Genomic DNA, 19,733 nt, shown 5'->3' with positions numbered 1-19,733 from the left:
GATGACCACTGCAGCGGAACTTCAGAAACTGCGCACCCTTCCCGCGGTCGCCCTGACCATCGTGGCGACAGCAGCCTTCACCGTAGTCTTCACCGCGGCTCTGGGAGGGCCGTCCGAGGACATGCCGGTGCTGCAGATCATTCCTTTCATGCAGGTCGGCGTCATTCTGCTGGGGATCCTGCCGAGCGCGCACGAGTACGCCGGGAGTCAGTTCCGGACCACTCTGGCAGCGGAACCTCATCGCGGTCGGCTGCTGCTCGGCAAGACACTCGCTGCGAGCATCGTGGTGGTGGTCGCCGTGATCCTGACGGTGGGTAGCGGTGTGCTGATGGCGATGGTGTCGGGAGGTGCCGGCAGCAGTTCCTCCGGTGACGACGCGTCCCGCCTGCTCGGCGCCGCAGTCTACCTCGTCCTGATCGGGGTGTTCTCCCACCTCGTCACGGTGTCCGTCAGGTACATGATCCCGGCGCTGGTCGGGTTGCTGGGGGTGGTGGTCGTGTTCCCGCCGATGATCGCCGCGGTCACCGAGCATGCACGGTGGCTGCCCGGTGAGGCCGGTGGTCTGCTGTACCGTTCGCAACCCGATGCGGTGCTGGGCCCGGTCACAGGAGCGCTGGTCCTGCTCGGCTGGATCCTGGTTGCCGGAGTGATCGCCGCCGTGGTGATGCACCGGCGGGACGGGTGATCAGGCGACGGCGGAGCGCACGATGGCAGCGATGCGCTGTTCGGCGTCCTTGTCGATGCTCTCGAAGTACCAGGCGGCCGGCATCAGCGTCCCGTCCGTGCCGCCTGCTGGTCGGAGGGCGACCTTCTCGGTGAGCGCGAGGTTGAGGCGCTCGTCATTGCGCAGCGTCACCAGCGCCGGGGCGCTCGCAGAGGCGGCGTAGGCCGGCATCCCGTACCAGATCCTGGGCTTCAGGTCGGGTGCTGCGGCCATGATGATGTCGTGCACCTGCTGCATCACGGAGCGGCGGGGCTCGTCCATTGCGGCGATCTTGTCGAGCACCCGGGAGAGATTCTTCTCGTCTTTCGATGACATGTCGTGTCCTTTCCTCAACCGATGGCAGGCATCGGCGGCATGAAGTCGGCGGTTCTGTGCGCCACACCCCATCCGGACATGTCCTGGGCTGGCCAGGTCTCTCCGCAATGATTCACGTGGTCTTCACGTGGAAGTGCGTGCGGTGGGTTGAATCACCGAGGTCAGAATACAGGATCGGCGGCGCCTGGTGGAAGGGTTCTTTGCGCTGATCGGAGACATGCTCACGCCCCTTTCTCCCGGCTGGCCACCGGACCCCGGGGCATTGTCGGTTTCAGAGTATCTAAACCAACAATGGGCCGGGGCCTCAGGAAGCGTCGTGAGTTGTCGGACTACCAGACCTTGTCGATCCAGGCGGAGTAGCTGGTACCACCGGGCAGGAAGACCTGGCCGAGCGAATAGGCACCAGGGAATCCGCCGGTTCCCCGGAAATATTCTCCGGGGTAGGCGCCGCAATTGCCCTGGGTGTATCCGCCATACACGGGGCCAGCATGGACATCGTGGTGGATGTAGCACTGGACGGCATCGCCTCGGGTGATCTGTGACATCGGCGCAGCACTCGCTGCCGGGATCGCGAGACCGGCGAGCAGACCGGCACCGGCGGCGGCGACCGCAGCGCGGGTGACCCAGCGGCGAACGCCGGATGTCGTGGCGGACCTGGTGGCCATGGACGTGTCAGTACGAGACATGATGCATCCTCCTGTGATGGGGCGTCAGATAAGAACAGAGCGACGGTGCCTGAGAACGTCATACTCAGGATCCGTTCGTGTAGCGATCATTACATAATCACTTATATCGCTCAAGGTTTCGCGTAAACCCGAACTCAGGCCTCGTCGCGCTTGTCCCGCGGCTCCAACTCATGCATCCGCTCGGCGGCCCGGCGCAGCCGCTCCTTACGTGTCTCCTGCTCAGCCTCCTTGATCTCCTCGAAGAGTTCCTCATCCTCGTCGGAGTACTTCAGCAGCATCCGAGGTACGGACAAGGTCACCGCCAGCGACGGCCACACGATCCATGCGTAGCTCATGTGGAAGACGAACTGGAGGACCAGGAACGTCACCAGGGTCACGCCGAGGACAACGCCGTCGATGGTCTGCACCAGGTTGCCACGCTTGCGGAGGCTTTCGACCTCGTCGGCTTCCGGGTCACGCGGGGACAATTCTGCGCCAGGACCGTCAAGGGCCGCCGCGTCCTGGCCCGGCACCGCAACGGCTGTCCCCTTCTCGTCGAAGGGAAGCCCGCCGGGCAGGTCGGTGAACAGGGGGCGCAGCTCACCGACAGTCCGGGCCTCGGCGACCGCGCCGGAGCGCTCATTGAACTCGTGTTCGTCGAGCCGACCGTCGGCGAAATGCGTGCCCAGGGCACTCATCGCGTGGATCCGGTCGTTGTCGCTGAGGCGTAACTTGTCCGCACCATCGGCACTGTTCATGTGGTCAGGCTACCAATACGTGCGAAGAGTGGAGGTGTGCAGGCACAATGTGAGTTATGCAGGAACGTTGGGATCACCGCGCCGATCTTGCCGAGCAGGCAATCACCGAACGCCACGGCGGACGGCTCTGGGGCGTGCCGCGAACCAACCTCGCTGTCGTCGCCTGGCCACCGACCACCCGCGACAAACTCTTCTACCACTGGCACTACTGGTGGCAGGCGCACTACATCGACTGTCAGGCGGACGCCGCCCTGCGTCGCAGCACCCGACTGCGGCTCAGTTTCATCCGTCGGACCATCCGGGGTATGCGTATCCGGAATTTCGGCCGCCTGACCCGCAACAGCTACTACGACGACAAGGCGTGGCTCGCCCTCGCCCTGGAGCGCGTCGAGCGTCTCGACCGCTACGGCAAGGTCCGTTACCGCAGCGGCCTGGAGCACGACATCTTCGACGGTGTCGACAACCTCACCGGTGTCATGCCGTGGCGCGTCGGTGAGACGTTCTACAACGTTCCCACCAACGGCCCCGTCGCGATCCTCGCCGCGCGCACGGGACGTGTCGAACTCGCCGAGCAGCTCATCGACTGGGTCCACGCCAACCTGATCAACACGGACGGTCTGGTGATGGACGGGGTCAAGATGAAGCTGTCAGGGCCGGAGACGGTATCGGAGATCCACGCCTACTGCCAGGGTGTGATGATCGGGGCGAACCTGGAACTAGCCTGCGCACAACGTCGCGCCGCGGGCATCAACATGGACGCCGTCGACCCGATCGGAACCCAGGCACTCACCCGCGTCCACCGGCTCGTTGAGGCAGTCTCCCACCACATGACCACCCCGAACTGGTCGTTGGACTGGAAGGCCCGGGGCGGTGACAACGGGTTGTTCAAGGGGATCCTCGCCCGGTACCTCGCCCTCGTCGCCACCTCGCTGCCCGGCGACGATCGGGCAAGTGCGGCGACCCGACGTCTCGCCCGCCGAATCGTCCTGCGCTCGGCGGAGTCCGTGTGGCGCTACCGTCTGGAGATCGACGGCCTGCCGGTGTTCCCCGCATCCTGGGGTGGGGACGCGGTGTTGCCGCAGTCCGGCGGGCTCATGGGTGCTGCACTGTCGGGGTCGGTCGCCGCGGCTGAGATCCCTGAACGTGACCTCTCGGTCCAGCTCTCCGGCTGGATGCTCATGGAGGCAGCGGCGGCCGTCACCCGCGACAGTGAGTGACGGCTGACCGACGGCAACTGACAGATCGGCCGGAGCACGGCATACTTGAACTGAGAACGCGGAACCCGCCCGTCGACCCCACACGGAGGAACACTCATGCCCATCGCAACACCCGCCGTCTACCGCGACATGCTGGACAAGGCCAAGGAGGGTGGCTTCGCCTACCCGGCCATCAACTGCACCTCGTCCGAGACCATCAACGCGGCCCTGAAGGGCTTCGCTGACGCTGAGTCGGACGGCATCATCCAGTTCTCGACCGGTGGTGCGGAGTTCGGTTCCGGGCTCGGTGTGAAGAACATGGTCGCCGGTGCTGAGGCACTGGCCCACTTCGCGCATCACGCCGCCAAGCACTACGGCATCAACGTCGCCCTGCACACCGACCACTGCCAGAAGGAGAAGCTCGACACGTACGTGCGTCCGCTGGTCGAGATCTCCCGCAAGCGCGTCGAAGCGGGCGAGAACCCGCTGTTCCAGTCCCACATGTGGGATGGCTCGGCCATCCCGATCGACGAGAACCTCGAGATCGCCAAGGACCTGCTGCCGAAGTGCGCCGAGGCGAATATCATCCTCGAGATCGAGATCGGCGTCGTCGGCGGTGAAGAGGACGGCGTCGAGGCCAAGGCCGGTGACAACCTGTACACCACTGCCGAGGACTTCGAGAAGACCGTCGATGCCATCGGTGCCGGCGACCAGGGGCAGCGCTACCTGCTGGCCGCTACGTTCGGCAACGTCCACGGTGTCTACAAGCCTGGCAACGTGAAGCTGCGTCCCGAGGTCCTGGACATGGGTCAGAAGACCGCGGCGAAGAAGCTCGGCCTGTCCGAGGGCGCGCAGCCCTTCGACTTCGTCTTCCACGGCGGCTCCGGCTCCGAGAAGGAGAAGATCGAAGAGGCTCTGCGCTACGGCGTGATCAAGATGAACGTCGACACCGACACCCAGTACGCCTTCACCCGTCCCATCGCCGGTCACATGTTCGCCAACTACGACGGCGTGCTGAAGATCGACGGCGAGGTCGGCAACAAGAAGGTCTACGACCCGCGCTCCTTCATGAAGAAGGCCGAGGCCGCGATGACCGAGCGAATCATCGAAGCCTGTAACGACCTGCACTCTGTCGGCACCACGGTGTCGAAGTAAGGACGGCACCGTAATGGCGGAACAGATTCGTAAGGGCCGCGACCTCTTCGGCTCGGAGCACCCGGAGGTCCGTCTCCCCGTCGAGCTGGCGACCGCGGTGACCGGTTCGGAGTCCCTCGAGGAGCTCGAGACTCTCGCCGTGGCGAACCCCAAGGACTCCGGAGTGTGGGCCGCGTTGGCTGCCTACCACCTGTCCCAGGGCAATGTGGAAGGTGCGGGTGCCGAGAAGGTCACCGCCTACGCCTGCGCGCGCACCGGCTACCACCGTGGGTTGGACGCTCTGCGGTCCAACGGGTGGCGCGGCACCGGTCCGGTGCCCTGGTCCCATGAACCGAATCGCGGCGTGCTGCGTGCGATCATGATGCTCGCTACCGCCGCCCGCGCCATCGGGGAAGAGGACGAGTACATTCGCTGCCTCAACCTGGTCAATGACTGCGACCCGAGCGCTGCCGACGCCATGTCCTCCGGGGCCGGCTCGGAGTCGTAAGCGACGGTGCGACGCCTGCTGCGTCCCATTCCGGCGGTCGCCCTCGTGCTCTTCCTGGCGTGGGCGTCCACCCCGTTGTGGCGTATCACCAGTGCTCTCCCTGACCGCCTCGCCCGGCTTGTTCCCGCCGCGCAGGCGGTCTTCGCCGTTGGTGTGCTCGGGGCACTTATCTGTCTGGTGGTGGTGTGCTGGCAGGCATGGCGACGGCGCTCGGCGTGGCCGGCGGTACTGGCGGTGTTGCTCACCGCGGCTGTCGTCCTACCTGTCGGAATCGTCACGACGCAGGCTGGCGCACCGAACCACGGGGCATCGGCAGAGCGAGGCGGGTCAGCGGAGACGCTGCGGGTGATGGCGCTCAACACCTATTTCAACGGCGCGGATGATGCGTCGATTGTCGGGGAGACCCGCCGTCTCGACCCTGATGTTCTCGTCCTGTCGGAGACCTCGTCCGCTGAGGTTGCTGCGGTCGAGAGGGGGACAGGGTTGACGTCCACGTCTGCCGTCGATGACAGTGGCGGGGCCTCCGGGACGGCCGTCCTGGTTCGGCCGGGTACTCCGGTGTCCGATGCGGCCACGGACCACGGGTTCACCGGCCACCAGACCCCGTCAGCTCGGTTATCCGAACCCGCTCCGGTCGATGTCTACGGCGTGCATACTCTTCCGCCGGCGTTCAGCGACCTGATCACCGGATGGGAGGAGGACCTCGGGACGCTCAAAGACTCGTTCGGCAGCAGTGATGTCGGGGACGTCCCCCTGGTGCTGGCGGGGGACTTCAATGCCACCGTTGCCCACCCGGAGTTCCGGGAATTCCTTGACCATACCGGGCTGACCAGGTGTGAGGGGAGCAGTGGGGTACAGCGCGTGACCGGTATGCCGACGTGGCCTGACCAGTTCCCGCTGGTCCGGATCGACCATATTCTCGTCCGGGACGGTACCTGTGAGGACGGCGGCACGGTGCGGGTTGAGGGGACGGATCACCGTGGGGTGTGGGCAGATATCGCGGTCTGATCCAGTTGGATGCGGTCAGAGCTGTCGAGACCTGCGATGTCTACAGTCTGACCTACACTGGGTCTGGGGTCACAGGTCTTTCTCGGCGCACCGACGAATCTGCTGATGCCATGGATGCCAACGAGGGGTTGACTTGAAGTCTCAATAGGGGGTTGACTAACGTCTTGAAACGTACCGCGGTAATCAAGAAGCTCAAGGCCGAAGCCAGACGCCGTGGCCTTGAGTTCGAAGAAATAAAGCTCACTCGTCACGATGCATTCCGGGTCGGTAGTGTCACCAGGACGCTCGGGCGACACAGTGAAATCGATGATGTGACTGTCAGGAAGTTCTTTGACCAATACGCAGATGAGCTAGGGAAAGGGTGGTGGCGATGACGACCACATTCACCGTGACGGCAGAACGAGGCTCCGGACCGGTCTGGGTCCTCGAGTGTCCCGACGTCGGTGCTGTTTCTCAGACTCGTCGCCTGGACCATGCCGCCGACGAGATGCGCGAAGCAATCGCCTACCTGTCCGGGGTGGACGAGTCCGATATCGAGATCGTCGTCGAGCCGAGGCTTCCGTCCTATGTGGCGGAGTTGAAGGCCCGGGCTGAGTCTTTGCGCGAGCAGGCCGATGACGTCAATGAACAGGCAGCGCGCGCCAGCCGGGATCTGGTCGCCCAGCTGAAGCAGCAGGGCTACTCGCTCCGGGATATCGGAGTCCTCCTCGGTGTGTCACACCAGCGGGTTGCGGCTCTGGCTGCCAGTGTCAGCACGTCAGGTGACGACGACGCGGCCCTTGCCGTGTGACCAGGTTTTCCTGGTGTGGGCAGATATCGCGGTCTGATCCGGTTGGATGCGGTCAGAGCCGGGGACTCAGAAGCCTGGCAACCCAGGAGTCCCTCGCCTCCAGCGCGGAACGGCTCACCGCCGTGTCCGGCACCATCATCGCCGAGCCGTGGAACGCCCCGGCCCACACATGCAGTTCAGCCTGGATGCCCGCGGCCCAGAGCCCGGACGCGTAGGCGACGTTCTCGTCACGGAAGACCTCCGCAGACCCGCAGTCGATGAACGTCGGAGGAAGCCCGGCAAGCCCGTCCGTCGTGTCGACGGCTCGGCCCGGTGCGGAGTAGACGGACACGTCCTCCGTTCCGCGACGGTCGCCCAGCAGGCACGTCCAACCGAAGCGGTTGTCACCACGGTCCCAGACGCCGGTCCCGTCGATCTGCTGGGAGGACGTGGTCGTGTTTCTGTCGTCGAGCATCGGGCTCATGAGGATCTGGCCCAGCAGTTCCGGACCGTTCCTGTCGCGGGCGAGCAGTGCCGTGCCCGCCGCCAGACCACCGCCGGCGCTTGTTCCACCGATGAGGATGCGGGTGGAATCCACATTCAGTGTCGCGGCATGCTCGTGCATCCACACCAGACCGGCGTAGCAGTCCTCGACCGGAGTCGGTGCCGGGTGTTCGGGTGCCAAACGATAGTCCGGTGTGACCAGTACGGCGTCGTGGTCAAGGACCCACTGGATCATGAACTCCACGGCGTCCAGTCGACGCCCGCTGACCATGCCGCCGCCGTGAAGGAAGTAGATGCCGGGCCCTGTAGGACGGTGGTTCCGGTCTCCGCGACTGATCACGGTGGTAGAGAGTTCAGCTCCGTTGTGGCCGGGCAACGTCATATCCCGGGTGACCAGGCCTCGGGTACGGATGTGCTTCAGGGTCTGTGCGGTCCGGTCACGCTCGCGCAGGGCAGGAAGATCCTCGACCAGCAGTTGCGGCGGTGTCATTGCCCGAATCATCTCGAGGGCGGGAGCCAGCGCCGGGTCAAAGGGTGGGTGGCGGGGGACGGGGAAGCTCATGTCGTCCTACTCTGCCACGGCGGTCAGTTCCCGGTGAGTCCGCCGAAGAGCAACGACACCATCATCGCCACGATCACGGTATTGAAGATGAACGCCAGCAGGACGTGGTTGCGCAGTTTCCGCCACATCTGCCGTGACGTGACCTCCGCTGGTGCAGCGAACGCCATGGTGGAGACCATCACCGAGAAGGTCAGGTAGTCGGAGAAGCGGGGCTCTTCGGCGAACCCGAAGGTGATGTGGGGTGTCTCCTGGGGACTCTGAAGGACGGTGACCTGCATGTAGTCGAGGGCGAAGGAGTAAACCATGAGCGCCCACGAGCTGGCGACCGTCGATAGACCGAGCAGGATGATCACCGGGTTCTCTCTGGCACCGGGGGACAGTGCGATTGCCACGGTGACCACGACGGCCATCATGGCGGCTGCTGTGGTCCATTCCGTCGGGCCAGTGAGCCCGGAGAGGCGTCCAACCCAGGTGCGGCGGGTCCACCAGAGGTAGTACACCGCGAAGGACAGCCAGTAGACCAGGAAGATCGTGACTGACAGCGGGATCGTCCACTCAGCCGGCGGCGCGTCTGTCGTCAGAAAGGCGATGATGACCGCCACTGCGGCCGTGGCCAGGGCGGCCAGTGTAGACACGCATGCTTACGGACAACGCCTAATGCGCCGCCTGCGTCCCCTTCGGCGTGATCACGAAGACTGCTGCACCGACCAGGACCATGATCGCTCCGCCGATGACACCGGCGAACTGCAGTGAGTCGGTGAACGCCTCCGCTGCGCTGGTTGCCAGTGCCGGCAGCTGTGCTTCTTCGGCGATGTGCATCGCCGCGCCGAGTGACTCACCGGCAGGATCAACGATCTCGCCCGGCAGACCGAGTCCGGACGCGAGATCACGCAGGTGGTCCCGGAATACCAGTGCCGAGACGCTTCCCAGCACGGTGATGCCCAGGACGGCACCGAGTTCGTAGGAGGCTTCCTCCAAGGCTCCGGCGTTGCCGGCCTTGTCCTCGGGAGATCCGCCCATGATCATCGCGGAGGCGATGGCCAGTGAGCCGACACCGGCTCCGACGAGGACCATTGCCGCGAGAATCGTCGTGTAGGTGACGTCGCCGGGAGTCAGCCCGATGTAGAGCAGTCCACCTCCGGCGAGGATCAGTCCACCGGCGAGCACGCCACGGGAGCCGACCAGCCGGCTCAGCGGTGGTGCGGCGATGGATGCGATGGCGGCGGCCACAGCAACGGGGATCAGCTTTACGCCCGTCTCGATCGGGGAGGCGCCGTCGACGAGCTGCAGCCACTGGGCCAGCAGCAACAGCGCGGCGATCATGGCGAACGTCGAGCCGAGGGCCGCGATGATCCCGGCGGTGAAGGGGCGGTTGCGGAACAGTCGCAGCTCGAGCAGCGGCGAGTCGCTACGCAGGCAGCGCACGGTGAACCAGGCCAGAATCGCAACCGCGAGAGCGAAAGCGATCAGTGCGCCGGGCACGGCGAAAGACGCTTCCTTGCCGAACTCCTTGACCGACCACACCAGCAGCACCATGCCCACCATGGACTGGACGGCGGCGAAGACGTCCCACCGCCCGGGGTGGGGGACGGTGGACTCGGGCAGAAGGAAGATCCCGGCGATGATCGCCAGTCCCATGAGCGGGACGTTGACCAGGAAGGCGGCGTGCCAGCTGAAATGCTCCAGCAGGATGCCGCCGACCAGCGGGCCGAAGGCTGCGCCCAGGCCGGAGACGGCGGCCCAGATGCTCAGCGCGGTGGCGCGTTCCTTGAGGTCGGTGAAGATGATGCGGATCATCGACAGGGTCTGGGGCATGATCATCGCGCCGCCGACGCCGAGGAAAGCTCTGATCGCGATGATCTGTGCGGCGGAGTCGGCGACGAGGACCAGCAGGGAGGCGATGATGAAGAAGCTGTAGCCGAGCATCAGCATCTTCTTGCGTCCCCACCGGTCGGCCACCGCAGACCAGGAGACCAGTAGTCCGGCGAGGACCAGAGAGTAGATGTCGACGATCCACAGTTGTTGGGTCGAGGTCGGCTGCAGTTCGGCCGCCATCTCGGGGAGCGCGATGTTGAGGATGGTCATGTCCATCGTGATCACCAGCAGGCTGGCGGTGAGCACGGTGGTGGCTGCCCATCGGGCGGTGCGGGACATGCCGTCGGAGGGGTGGGTGGGCACGCGGGAGGACGCGGAGGTCACGGGGTCGGTTCCTGTTCGTTGGCCGCCGGGGTGGCGGGAGCGTCGGGCATGGCGAGCAGAGCGGTGAGCACGGCGGCGATGGAATCGGCGTCGGTCGGAGTGTCGGTCGAAGAGTCCAGGGGGTCGTCGTGGAGGGCGGCGTAGACGGTCAGGCCGTCGATGTAGGCGACGGCAGCGGTGGCCCGGGCCCGGCCGACCCGTTCACTGAGCAGGTCGGTGAGCTGGTCAGACCACTGCAGGGCAAGTTCGCGCAGCGACGGGTCGGTCATCGCTGTGCTGATCATGGCGAGGTTCGCCCGGACCTGTCGTGTGTCGACGAGGAAGTCCCGCATGATCTGTGCGCAGGTGTCGATGACTTCCGGAAGGTCGCCTGGTCCGTCGAGGAGGTCAGCGATCTGGGCGAGGTCGTCCTCGGTTTCGTCGGCGAGGGCCTGGAGCGCCTCGTCGCGGAGGTCGTCGATGCTGTCGAAGTACTGGGTGGTGGATCCCACGGCGACGTGGGCCCGGGCGGCTACCGCGCGGTGGGTGAGCGAGGACGCGCCCTTTTCGCAGATCAGTTCCGTGGCGGCGTCGAGGATCGCCGCGCGGCGTCCGGCGGGGTCGCGTTTGCCTGGTGCGGGGGTCGTGGGGGTGTCACCGTGGTCTGGTGTGGTCATGTCGACGGTCTTCCTGTTGATGTACATCTGTACATGTACATGTGTACATCATTCTCCGGAGGGTCGGCAAGAGGACGTGTCACAATGGACTCCATGACGGAGAGCCGGAAGCAGCGTGAGAGGCGGGCCCGCGAGCGCCCGCGTGACCGGGCACGTGCCGGGGTCAAGGCGGCGGCCGAGTCCCTGCAACGCTTCGCCGTCGTCGAGCGTGTCAACCGGATGCGCGGCAGCTCCGTCTTCGCCCTGCAGTGTGCGGTCTCCGCCGGACTGGCGTTCTTCATCGCCCACAACATCGTCGGGCATGAACAACCCTTCTTCGCGCCCATCGCCGCTGTCATCAGCCTCGGTGCCTACGGCGGCAAACGTGCGCGACGGGGCCTTGAGATCGTCATCGGCGTCGCCGTGGGCATCGGTATCGGTGATCTGGTGATCTCCCAGATCGGGGAGGGTGCCTGGCAGATCACTATCGCGGTGTTCGTCGCGATGCTGCTGGCGGTCTTCGTCGACAAGGGTGTACTCGTGGCGAACCAGGCCGCCAGCTCCGCCGTGCTCGTTGCCACGCTGATCCCACCGGGTGACCAGGCGGGGTGGGAGCGCATGGTCGACGCACTCATCGGTGGCCTGGTGGGGCTGGTCGTCGTCGCTGTGATCCCGAACAGTCCGTTGCGCACCGCACGCCGGGAGGTCGCCAGCCTGATCAGCAAGGCCGCCCTCGTGCTCGACGATGTTGCCCAGGGCATCGAGGACGGTGACGAGGAGCTCATCGGTGAAGCGTTGGTCACCGCCCGCGGCACCCAGGCAGGGGTCAATGAACTGATGTCCTCGGTCGGTGGCGGTGACGAGGTCGTGAACATCTCACCGATCTACTGGTCGGCCCGGCGTTACACTCGCTCGATGAACCGTATCCTCACCCCGGTGGACAATGTGATGCGCAACTCCCGTGTGCTTGCACGGCGTGCCGAGATCATGGTGGGTGACGGGGTGACGCCGGACCCCGAGCTGCCCAAACTGATCCGCGACCTTTCCGACGCCCTCGGTCACCTCGGTACCGTCTATGCCTCGGGAGGTACCCGAGGTACCCGCCAGGAGCTCGTGGAGATCCCGGAGATCACCCGCAGACTCCAGGTCCTGGCCGGACGTTCGGACCTGTCGGTCGCCCACGGCGCCGGATTGTCGGGCACGGTGGTCCTGGCCCAGTGCCGGTCGATCATCGTGGACACCCTGCAAATCTGCGGGATGTCGCGGGAGTCGGCGATGTCGGTGCTGCAGCCCACCGTGGAGGACCCGCGCTTCCCGCCGGAGGTGTGGGGGGATATGGACACGGAGACACGGGGCGACCGGGACGAGCGGGGCGACGGCCCGGCATAGTCAGATACAGTATTGGCATGGCAACAACCGCTCTGTCCGACATCATCGTCAAGCGTTGGGGGGACCTCGACACCACGGAGGTCTACGCGATCGCCCGGCTGCGCTCCGAGGTCTTCCTGCGCGAGCAGAAGGTCGAGGATGAGGAACTCGACTGGCGCGACCTGGACGACGGCACCCTGCACGTGTTCATCCGCAGCGGCCGGGAGGTCGTCGCCTACCTGCGCACCCTGTCCGTCCCGGCCCTCTGGAACGTGCCCGGCACCGCGGTGGTTCGGCGGGTGCTGGGGCGGGTCGCCACCGACCCGAGGTACCGCGGCCGGGGCTTGGCGGGGCAGTTGATCGAGCGTGCCGTGGAACTGCACTCCGGGGAACCGATCGTGCTCCACGCCCAGACCTACATCACCGACCTCTACTCCACCTACGGTTTCGAGACCTACGGGGACGAATACGACGAGGGCGGGATCCCGCACGTGTCGATGGTGCGCACCGGCTGAGCCGGAGACGAGCTACCGCCGCACGAACTGCCCGTCGCGCAGGTGCCGGTAGAACGTCACTTTCGACGTGGGACGCGGGTGAACGACCCCGTCGCGGACGACGGTGAGTTCCACCCCGCCGGCCTGCAATGCCCGCCCGGTCAGCACCGCCTCCGGATCCACCCCGCCGATCTCCGCCGGACGACGGAACAGCCTGCGCCGGGGGACGCTCCGCGCGGCGTCGTCGTCCCACACCGACGGTGTGATCAACCGGGTCGCGGCGATTCCCGGGGCGTCGACGGTGGGGACGAGTCGCGCACCGAAGGCACCCGTCCGACCGTCCCAGGTCCGTCCCGAGGTGTTGGTGAACAGGGTCTGCGAATCCACGATGATCTCCCCGACGAGCTCGGCACCGGTGTGGAAGATCTCCGCCGATCCCAGCGTGACGAGCCCTGAGTCGTCGCGGACGACCGCGGTGGGGCGGACGGGCGAGGTCATGGCGAAGTTCAACGCCGCCACACTCGGCCCTCCCCCCGAGCCACTCACCGTCGACAGCTGCCAGTTCTGTGCGACGACCGAGGTCTCCCCGTCGTCCACCACCGGCACGAAGCCGACGGAGATCCACATCGCGTCGATACGCATCAGGCGGGTCACCACGGCGGACAGTGCCGCGTCCGACCCCACCACGACCACCCGCACCGGACGGTCGGGGTGCTGCGGTGCGAACTGCGGGGCCCCCTGGTGGGGGACGTCCGGGGCCGCGGCTATCTCGTCGAGGGTGGGCGTGTCGTCGACCGGCAGATGCGCGGCGGCGAGATCGTCGAGCAGCCGCAGGTCGCGGCGCCCCGGCATGTCAGGCAGGGTGACAGCGTCGGCGACGAGGGCGCCGACCAGATCTGCGGCACGTGGTCCACACGCGAGCACAACGGTCGTCATGGTCCCCCAGGGTACTGGACGAGGATACTGGACCGGGAAGAGTGACCGGCTACACTGTTCAGTTGGTCAACGTACTTGGAACCGGATCGGAAAGCGACGGCAGAGCCAATGACAGCAATCATCGTGGTCGGAGCGCAGTGGGGCGACGAAGGAAAAGGCAAGGCCACCGACATCCTCGGCGGCAGGGTCGACTACGTCGTCAAGCCCAACGGTGGTAACAACGCCGGCCACACCGTCGTCGTCGGCGGGGAGAAGTACGAACTCAAACTCCTGCCCGCCGGTGTGCTCAGTGAGAACGCCGTGCCGGTCATCGGCAACGGTTGTGTGGTGAATCTCGAGGCCCTGTTCGAGGAGATCGACGGGCTCGAGGCTCGCGGTGCCAATGCCTCCCGCCTGCGGGTCAGTGCCAACGCACAGCTCGTCGCGCCCTACCACCAGGTGCTCGACAAGGTGTCCGAGCGCTTCCTCGGCAAGCGGGCGATCGGCACCACCGGTCGCGGCATCGGTCCGTCCTACGCCGACAAGGTGTCCCGGATCGGTATCCGCGCCCAGGACCTGCTGGACGAGTCGATCCTGCGGCAGAAGGTCGAGGGGGCGCTGAACCAGAAGAACCAGATGCTGGTGAAGCTGTACAACCGCAAGGCCATCGACGTCGACGAGATCGTCGAGTACTTCATGGGCTACGCCGAGCGCCTCACGCCGATGCTCATCGACGCCGAACTGGAACTCAACCAGGCCCTCGACGCCGGCAAGTCCGTGCTCATGGAGGGTGGCCAGGCCACCATGCTCGACGTCGACCACGGCACCTACCCCTTCGTCACCTCCTCCAACCCGACCTCGGGCGGTGCCTGCGTGGGCTCCGGTATCGGTCCCACGCGGATCACCAGCTCCCTGGGCATCATCAAGGCCTACACCACCCGCGTCGGGGCGGGTCCGTTCCCCACCGAGCTCTTCGACAAGTGGGGCGAGTACCTGCAGACCACCGGTGGCGAGTTCGGCGTCAACACCGGGCGTAAGCGCCGCTGCGGCTGGTACGACTCGGTCATCGCCCGCTACGCCTCCCGGGTCAACGGCTTCACCGACCTGTTCGTCACCAAGCTCGACGTGCTCACCGGCATCGGTGAGATCCCGATCTGCGTGGCCTACGACGTCGACGGCGTCCGCCACGACGAGATGCCGATGAGCCAGACCGACGTCCACCACGCCACCCCGATCTACGAGACAATGCCCGCCTGGGACGAAGACATCTCCGGGTGCCGCTCCTTCGACGACCTGCCGGCGAAGGCACAGGACTACCTGAACCGTCTGGAGGAACTGTCCGGCTGCCGCATCTCCTACGTGGGTGTCGGCCCGGGGCGCGACGAGACCATCGTCATCCACGACGTGCTGGCCTGATGTTCTGGCCCGAGCTACCTGACCGCTTCCCGGCCGGCAGCGGCCGGGAGATGCGGCGGGTGACTGCCCAGGACGCTGCCCGCGTCGAGGCAGCACTTCCCGAACCGGACCGGGAGGAGACCTTCCACTTCTTCACGTTCTCTCCGTTCCCACTGGTGGAGTTCGTCGCCGACGACTCCCGACGGACCTATGTGCTGTGGGACGGCGCAGGGGACGACGCAGCGGACGGAGACCGGCCGCTGGCCTGCACCACCGTCTACAACGGCGACCGGTCCGCCGGCACGGCGATGCTCGGCTACACCTGGGTGATGCCGTCGGCGAGGGGACGTGGCGGCGTCGCGAACACGGAGATGAAGGAAGCGATGTACACAGCCCTGCAGGCCGCGGGGGTCCGTGAAGTGTGGTTCCGTGCGGACGTGGAGAACCTCCGCTCGTGCCGGTCGATGGAGAAGAACGGTGCCGAACGCATGCACATCGAGGACGCTCCGCGGGTCTATCCGGGCAGGGTGTCGCGGTCCGTGTTCTACCGGAGGCGGCTGTCGGACCGGTGATGGACGACCTGCATGACCGCGTCGGGGAGGTCCTTGCGCTCATCGACGACGGCGAGGTCACCGGATACGGGGAGATCGCCGGGGCAATCGGGGTGCCGCGCGGTGCCCGCGCCGTGGCGAGGGCACTGGCCAACGGTGGTTTCGGCTGGGATCTGGCGGCACCGGTGATCCCGGTGGGGACGGTGCGGGGCGGACAGGGGCGTTCCCGGCACTTCATTGTCCCCGAGATGGGGGAGGGGGAGAACTCCCGGTCGGCAGGGTTGGCGCGCCGGGCGGTGTCCTTCACACGGGATGGCGACAACCTGCTGATCCCCACCAGCCAGTGCCTGGATGCCGACGAGCTCGCTGAGCGGCTCGGCCTCAGCGGTCGATGAGGATCGTGCCAAGGAGCAACCCCGCAGGATGGTCGTACCGACCTGCGGGGTTGCTCCCTGCTCCGAGGCGTCCCTCCCGTGGTGAGATGTGGCCGCCCACCCCTGGAGGTCGACTCAGACGAGACAGGGGTGCAGTCGCTGTGCTCACCTCCACGGGTCGATGAGGATCTTCCCCCGGCCGGATCCCACACCTGTACCGAGCAGCCCCGGCAGCCCGTCCAATCCGGTTCTCACCGCCACCGGAGTGTGCAGCAGGCCACGGCGCTGCAGGTCGAACACTGGCGTGAACAACTCGGGGAGGTCCCGGCGCGGATGTGAGTGCACGGTGTCGCGCAGGCGGAACATCTCGACGCGTGTCCCTCGTCGGCCGTCGAAGCATTCCACGGGCAGCGGGCTGCCGGCCAACAGACCGTAGAGCACCAGGGTGCCGCCCGGGGCCAGCGCGTCGACGAGGTCGAGCCCGACTGCACCGCCGATGCAGTCGAGGATCACGTCGGGGCCCTGGTGGTCGCCGGGTACGACAGCGTTCAGCTGAGACTGCCAGTCGGGGTCGGCCATGCTGATCAACCTCGCCCACCTGTCTGCGTCGGCGACGGTACTTCCGGGAGTTCCTCGGACGAGACCCACGGGACGGAGCGAGAACTGTTCCGTCAACAGTTCTGCCAGGTGGCCCGCGATTGCCGAGGTCGCCGCGGTGATCGCCACGGACCGGGCGCCGTGGCAGTACCGGGACACCATCAGCGAGGCGGTCAGTGGATTGATGTAGGAGAAGCAGGCGGTGCGGTCGTCGAGCTCGTCGGGCACCGGGATGCACCAGGAGTAGTCGACGGTGCGTCGCTGCTGCCAGCATCCCGGCCCGCCCAGCGGCAGCACCCGGCGTCCGACGAGGTCGCGGGCGGTGCCGGGAACGTCCCGTCCGGCGTCCTCGACGACGCCAATGCCCTCGAAACCGGGGATCAGCGGGAACGTGGTGCGTGACGGGTAGGCGCCGGAGACGGTCACCGCGTCGGACGGGTTCGCGGTGGTGGCGACCATCCGGACCGTCAGTTCCCTCGGCCCGGGAGGGGTGGGCTCTGCCACTGTCCGGACGGAGACGACGTCGTGGAGCGGGCCCGGACGGTTGGCGACTGCTGCTCTCATGGGCGGGGAGTGTAGTCGGCTCTCCCCGGGTGGCCCTGTTCCGGGGGTAGTTCACCACCCCAACTGTTCGGCCATGATACGCATCACCATAGAATGGGCGGGCATGACCCTCGGCTTCCTCTTCTTCCGTCCCTGCGCAGGTGACACGTACCGTCCTGACGAGGATCTCCGTGTCGAAGCGCACCGGATCCATGAGGAGCTCGGCGACGACATGAGTGCCACCACCGACCCGGAAGCCTTCCGCCATGGCCCTGGTGACCCGCATCCGGGACGTCCGGCACCGCGGGGAGTCGCCACGCTGGCGGCATGGGTGAATGAGCACTGTGATGTCGGCGGAGGCGTGCGGACGGAGGCTGGGGACCCCTTCAGCCTCCTGGAGTTCCCGGTCGAGGTGGTCAATGACGCGCTGCATGTGGCATTGCCGTTCTCGGAAGCGGGGGAGACCGGCAGGATTCTGCAGGACAAGGCCTGCGACCTGGGGCTGTGCATGGTCGACGACATGGAACAGATCTGGGTGAACCCCACCGGCGTGGACCGCGGGTTGCGTATGCGCTCCTCGGTGGGGACCGTGACGACACATGTTGATGCGGAGAGTGTCCGTACGGCGCTGACGGACGACGCCGACCGGCGCCAACGGTCCGACGAGGGGATCCCCTACGTGGTTGTGGAGACGGGCCTGCCGGCCCGGACGTCCCCGATGGAGGACACCCCTTTGGGGCACGTCCGGTTCGTCCAGGCGGCGTTGCTCGGTAACGGCTGGGTCGTGGAATACCGGACGACCCGGTCCCACTTCCGGCGCCATGTCGGTGACCTGACGTCAGTGGTCGAGGATGTTGCGGCATTCGCCGAGGGTGACGTGTCATTTCTCACCCGCGGATGGGTCGACGCCACGGCGGAGACGGTGCAGCGGTGAATGGTACAGACGGCAGCGGTGCCGCGCGGACGAGAGTCGTCGCCGATGTCGACACCGGCATCGACGATGCCCTCGCCCTGGTGTGGTTGGCCTCGCGCCATCGCGCCGGGGACATTGACCTGCAGGTGACGACGTCGGCGGGCAACACGACCGCGGCATTGGCGGCGCGGAACTCCGCGGAGGTGCTGAGGCTCTGCGGCGTGTCGGACGTTCCGGTCGTCGCCGGAGCTGCCGGGCCGCGCGTCCTGCCGTTGACGACGACCCCGGAGACGCACGGTCCGGAGGGACTGGGGTACTGGATTCCTGGGACAGGGGTCCCGGACACGGCTGACCGAGTGACGACGCCGGCCGACGCCGTGGCCGCGTGGAAGCGTGCCAGGCCTGAGCATCTGCTCATCGCCGGGCCGGCGACGAACCTGGCCTATGCTGTCGAACACGAACCGGAAGTGCTGCGTCAGGCACGTGTCACCCTGATGTGCGGTGCCTTCACCTACCCGGGCAACACCACTCCCACAGCGGAGTGGAATGCCTGGGTCGACCCGCACGCGTTGTCTTTTGCCGTGGAGAACTGGCCGGACGGTGCGGAGTTGCCGCTGATCTGCCCGCTGAATGTCACCGAACAGGTGGTGCTGACCCCGGAACGCCTGGCAACGTGGGTCGACGGCACGGCGCCGAATCGCACGCAGCTGGCACAGCTGGTGCAGGACGCCCTACGGTTCTACTTCGAGTTCCATGAGTCCGTCGGCGTGGGCTATGTCGCTCAGATCCATGACCTGGCCGCGGCGATGGTGATGCTGGGTGCGGTCGAGGCCTCCGTCCGGCAGGCGACCGTCGCTGTGGAGGCGGGGTCCGAGTTGCTGAGGGGGACGACGGTTGCCGACTGGGTGGGGGAGGGCGGCGTCGGACCCTACTGGGGCCGTCGGCCGAATGCGCGCATTCTTACGGCACTGGACCCTGAGGCCGTTTTCAGTGCCTTCGCGGCGGCGTCCGGTCTCACAGGTACCAGGAGATGACAAGGTCTCCGAAGAATCCGAAGACGACACCCCAGACGATGATCGCGATTCCCTGGAACAGGTACACGCTGCGCTTGTCCGCGCCGAGGGCCACCAGTGTCGGTCCGGTGATCTGACTGGCCAGGATGATCGGCCCCAGGAGGGAAACCCCCGGTACGCCGAGGCGTTCGGCGTAGCGGCCGACTTTCTGCCGGCGGGCGGACACCGGTTGCTTCGTGGATCTGCGTCCACGTGTTGCTGCCGTGCGGGCGCGGGTGGCGAGTGCGATGAGGAGGAAGGTGGAGATCATGTTTCCGACTACCGCGGTGGCGACGACGGCGGCGGCCGGTTCGATGCCGAGGGCGACACCCAGGAAGCTGCCGAGGTAGGACTCGATGAAGGGCACCGCACCAGCGAGCAGGATCACGAGAAACTGCTGCCAGGGCTCCACTGAGGCGGCAAACTCTGCAAGTCGTTGGAACAGGTCGGCGATGACGTCGAAGTTCATGGTTCTGATTGTGGTTGACATCAATTTCCGCAGGTAGAACCACCTGTCATGAGTTGCGACTGACGGATGTCATACCTGGTGCCTG

23 protein-coding genes are annotated in these 19,733 nt (G+C 66.3%); 13 read left to right on the top strand and 10 right to left on the bottom strand.

The annotated features are described in order from the left end of the window. Window position 1: 1 nt before the first annotated feature. Window positions 2-685 (top strand): ABC transporter permease, encoded by a 684-nt coding sequence (locus CGLY_RS14335; protein ID WP_052540280.1) that lies wholly within the window; start codon window positions 2-4, stop codon window positions 683-685. Here the strand turns inward: CGLY_RS14335 and CGLY_RS14330 are convergent, their stop codons facing one another. From CGLY_RS14330 to CGLY_RS14320, 3 genes are all read right to left on the bottom strand, one after another. Continuing rightward, complete coding sequence (locus CGLY_RS14330; protein WP_038550280.1) at window positions 686-1,039, bottom strand: DUF1801 domain-containing protein; 354 nt, start codon at window positions 1,037-1,039, stop codon at window positions 686-688. 329 nt (window positions 1,040-1,368) lie between these two features. Continuing rightward, window positions 1,369-1,725, bottom strand: coding sequence for a hypothetical protein (locus tag CGLY_RS14325; RefSeq protein WP_227590294.1), 357 nt, complete (start codon window positions 1,723-1,725; stop codon window positions 1,369-1,371). Window positions 1,726-1,859: 134 nt separating this feature from the next. Continuing rightward, entirely contained in the window at window positions 1,860-2,462 is a 603-nt protein-coding gene (locus tag CGLY_RS14320; protein ID WP_038550279.1) for a DUF1707 SHOCT-like domain-containing protein, read from the bottom strand. Window positions 2,463-2,518: 56 nt separating this feature from the next. On the opposite strand from CGLY_RS14320, the gene CGLY_RS14315 reads away from it, so the two are divergent. The 5 genes from CGLY_RS14315 to CGLY_RS14295 all read left to right on the top strand — a co-directional run bounded on the left by CGLY_RS14315 (window position 2,519) and on the right by CGLY_RS14295 (window position 7,098). After that, a complete protein-coding gene (locus CGLY_RS14315) occupies window positions 2,519-3,679 on the top strand; it encodes a glycoside hydrolase family 76 protein (RefSeq protein WP_052540278.1) in 1,161 nt (386 codons plus the stop codon). A 96-nt stretch (window positions 3,680-3,775) separates the two neighbouring features. Next, window positions 3,776-4,813: a class II fructose-bisphosphate aldolase gene (fbaA, locus tag CGLY_RS14310; protein WP_038550277.1), complete on the top strand. Its 1,038-nt coding sequence runs from the start codon at window positions 3,776-3,778 to the stop codon at window positions 4,811-4,813. Between the two features lie 13 nt (window positions 4,814-4,826). Continuing rightward, a complete protein-coding gene (locus tag CGLY_RS14305) occupies window positions 4,827-5,300 on the top strand; it encodes a DUF3151 domain-containing protein (protein WP_038550276.1) in 474 nt (157 codons plus the stop codon). Window positions 5,301-5,306: 6 nt separating this feature from the next. Further along, window positions 5,307-6,308 carry an endonuclease/exonuclease/phosphatase family protein gene (locus CGLY_RS14300; RefSeq protein WP_052540277.1) on the top strand — a complete coding sequence of 334 codons (1,002 nt, stop codon included), beginning with the start codon at window positions 5,307-5,309 and terminating at the stop codon, window positions 6,306-6,308. 370 nt (window positions 6,309-6,678) lie between these two features. Then, the gene (locus tag CGLY_RS14295) at window positions 6,679-7,098 is read left to right on the top strand and encodes a hypothetical protein (RefSeq protein ID WP_052540275.1); all 420 of its coding nucleotides are present in this window, start codon (window positions 6,679-6,681) and stop codon (window positions 7,096-7,098) included. 52 nt (window positions 7,099-7,150) lie between these two features. Here CGLY_RS14295 and CGLY_RS14290 read toward each other — a convergent pair whose 3' ends face one another. The 4 genes from CGLY_RS14290 to CGLY_RS14275 are packed head-to-tail and all read right to left on the bottom strand — an operon-like array spanning window position 7,151 to window position 10,998. Continuing rightward, the gene (locus CGLY_RS14290; RefSeq protein WP_038550275.1) at window positions 7,151-8,143 is read right to left on the bottom strand and encodes an alpha/beta hydrolase; all 993 of its coding nucleotides are present in this window, start codon (window positions 8,141-8,143) and stop codon (window positions 7,151-7,153) included. 23 nt (window positions 8,144-8,166) lie between these two features. Then, a complete protein-coding gene (locus CGLY_RS14285; protein WP_038550273.1) occupies window positions 8,167-8,778 on the bottom strand; it encodes a DUF1345 domain-containing protein in 612 nt (203 codons plus the stop codon). Window positions 8,779-8,797: 19 nt separating this feature from the next. Beyond that, window positions 8,798-10,342 (bottom strand): MFS transporter, encoded by a 1,545-nt coding sequence (locus tag CGLY_RS14280; protein ID WP_320406892.1) that lies wholly within the window; start codon window positions 10,340-10,342, stop codon window positions 8,798-8,800. Then, entirely contained in the window at window positions 10,339-10,998 is a 660-nt protein-coding gene (locus tag CGLY_RS14275) for a TetR/AcrR family transcriptional regulator (RefSeq protein WP_038553297.1), read from the bottom strand. The genes CGLY_RS14280 and CGLY_RS14275 overlap by 4 nt, the downstream gene beginning before the upstream one ends. Window positions 10,999-11,091: 93 nt before the next feature. Here CGLY_RS14275 and CGLY_RS14270 point away from each other — a divergent pair, with 93 nt between their 5' ends. Both CGLY_RS14270 and CGLY_RS14265 read left to right on the top strand, forming a co-directional pair. Next, on the top strand, window positions 11,092-12,366 hold the full coding sequence (locus CGLY_RS14270; protein ID WP_081804079.1) for an FUSC family protein: 1,275 nt from the start codon (window positions 11,092-11,094) through the stop codon (window positions 12,364-12,366). A 17-nt stretch (window positions 12,367-12,383) separates the two neighbouring features. Further along, on the top strand, window positions 12,384-12,860 hold the full coding sequence (locus tag CGLY_RS14265) for a GNAT family N-acetyltransferase (protein WP_227590293.1): 477 nt from the start codon (window positions 12,384-12,386) through the stop codon (window positions 12,858-12,860). A gap of 12 nt (window positions 12,861-12,872) precedes the next feature. Here CGLY_RS14265 and CGLY_RS14260 read toward each other — a convergent pair whose 3' ends face one another. After that, window positions 12,873-13,775 (bottom strand): hypothetical protein, encoded by a 903-nt coding sequence (locus CGLY_RS14260; RefSeq protein ID WP_038550265.1) that lies wholly within the window; start codon window positions 13,773-13,775, stop codon window positions 12,873-12,875. Window positions 13,776-13,883: 108 nt separating this feature from the next. Between CGLY_RS14260 and CGLY_RS14255 the strand changes: the two genes are divergently transcribed. From CGLY_RS14255 to CGLY_RS14245, 3 genes are read left to right on the top strand one after another with little or no spacing between them, the layout of a single operon-like run. Next, on the top strand, window positions 13,884-15,170 hold the full coding sequence (locus CGLY_RS14255) for an adenylosuccinate synthase (RefSeq protein ID WP_038550264.1): 1,287 nt from the start codon (window positions 13,884-13,886) through the stop codon (window positions 15,168-15,170). Between the two features lie 59 nt (window positions 15,171-15,229). Next, on the top strand, window positions 15,230-15,721 hold the full coding sequence (locus tag CGLY_RS14250; protein WP_158407401.1) for a GNAT family N-acetyltransferase: 492 nt from the start codon (window positions 15,230-15,232) through the stop codon (window positions 15,719-15,721). Further along, window positions 15,721-16,095: an MGMT family protein gene (locus CGLY_RS14245; RefSeq protein WP_038550261.1), complete on the top strand. Its 375-nt coding sequence runs from the start codon at window positions 15,721-15,723 to the stop codon at window positions 16,093-16,095. Before CGLY_RS14250 ends, CGLY_RS14245 begins: the two co-directional genes overlap by 1 nt. A 144-nt stretch (window positions 16,096-16,239) precedes the next feature. On the opposite strand, the gene CGLY_RS14240 is transcribed toward CGLY_RS14245, so the two are convergent. Then, window positions 16,240-17,235 (bottom strand): alcohol dehydrogenase catalytic domain-containing protein, encoded by a 996-nt coding sequence (locus CGLY_RS14240; protein ID WP_038550259.1) that lies wholly within the window; start codon window positions 17,233-17,235, stop codon window positions 16,240-16,242. 103 nt (window positions 17,236-17,338) lie between these two features. On the opposite strand from CGLY_RS14240, the gene CGLY_RS14235 reads away from it, so the two are divergent. Both CGLY_RS14235 and CGLY_RS14230 read left to right on the top strand, forming a co-directional pair. Further along, window positions 17,339-18,148, top strand: a complete 810-nt coding sequence (locus tag CGLY_RS14235) for a hypothetical protein (protein ID WP_052540271.1) — start codon at window positions 17,339-17,341, stop codon at window positions 18,146-18,148. Further along, window positions 18,145-19,161, top strand: coding sequence for a nucleoside hydrolase (locus CGLY_RS14230; RefSeq protein ID WP_052540997.1), 1,017 nt, complete (start codon window positions 18,145-18,147; stop codon window positions 19,159-19,161). Before CGLY_RS14235 ends, CGLY_RS14230 begins: the two co-directional genes overlap by 4 nt. On the opposite strand, the gene CGLY_RS14225 is transcribed toward CGLY_RS14230, so the two are convergent. Further along, window positions 19,142-19,648 (bottom strand): hypothetical protein, encoded by a 507-nt coding sequence (locus CGLY_RS14225; protein ID WP_052540269.1) that lies wholly within the window; start codon window positions 19,646-19,648, stop codon window positions 19,142-19,144. The genes CGLY_RS14230 and CGLY_RS14225 overlap by 20 nt on opposite strands. Window positions 19,649-19,733 lie beyond the last annotated feature (85 nt).

The sequence above is a fragment of the Corynebacterium glyciniphilum AJ 3170 genome, from assembly GCF_000626675.1.
GTDB classification, from domain to species: Bacteria; Actinomycetota; Actinomycetes; order Mycobacteriales; family Mycobacteriaceae; genus Corynebacterium; species Corynebacterium glyciniphilum.
This window is presented reverse-complemented; position numbering and strand designations above follow the sequence as displayed.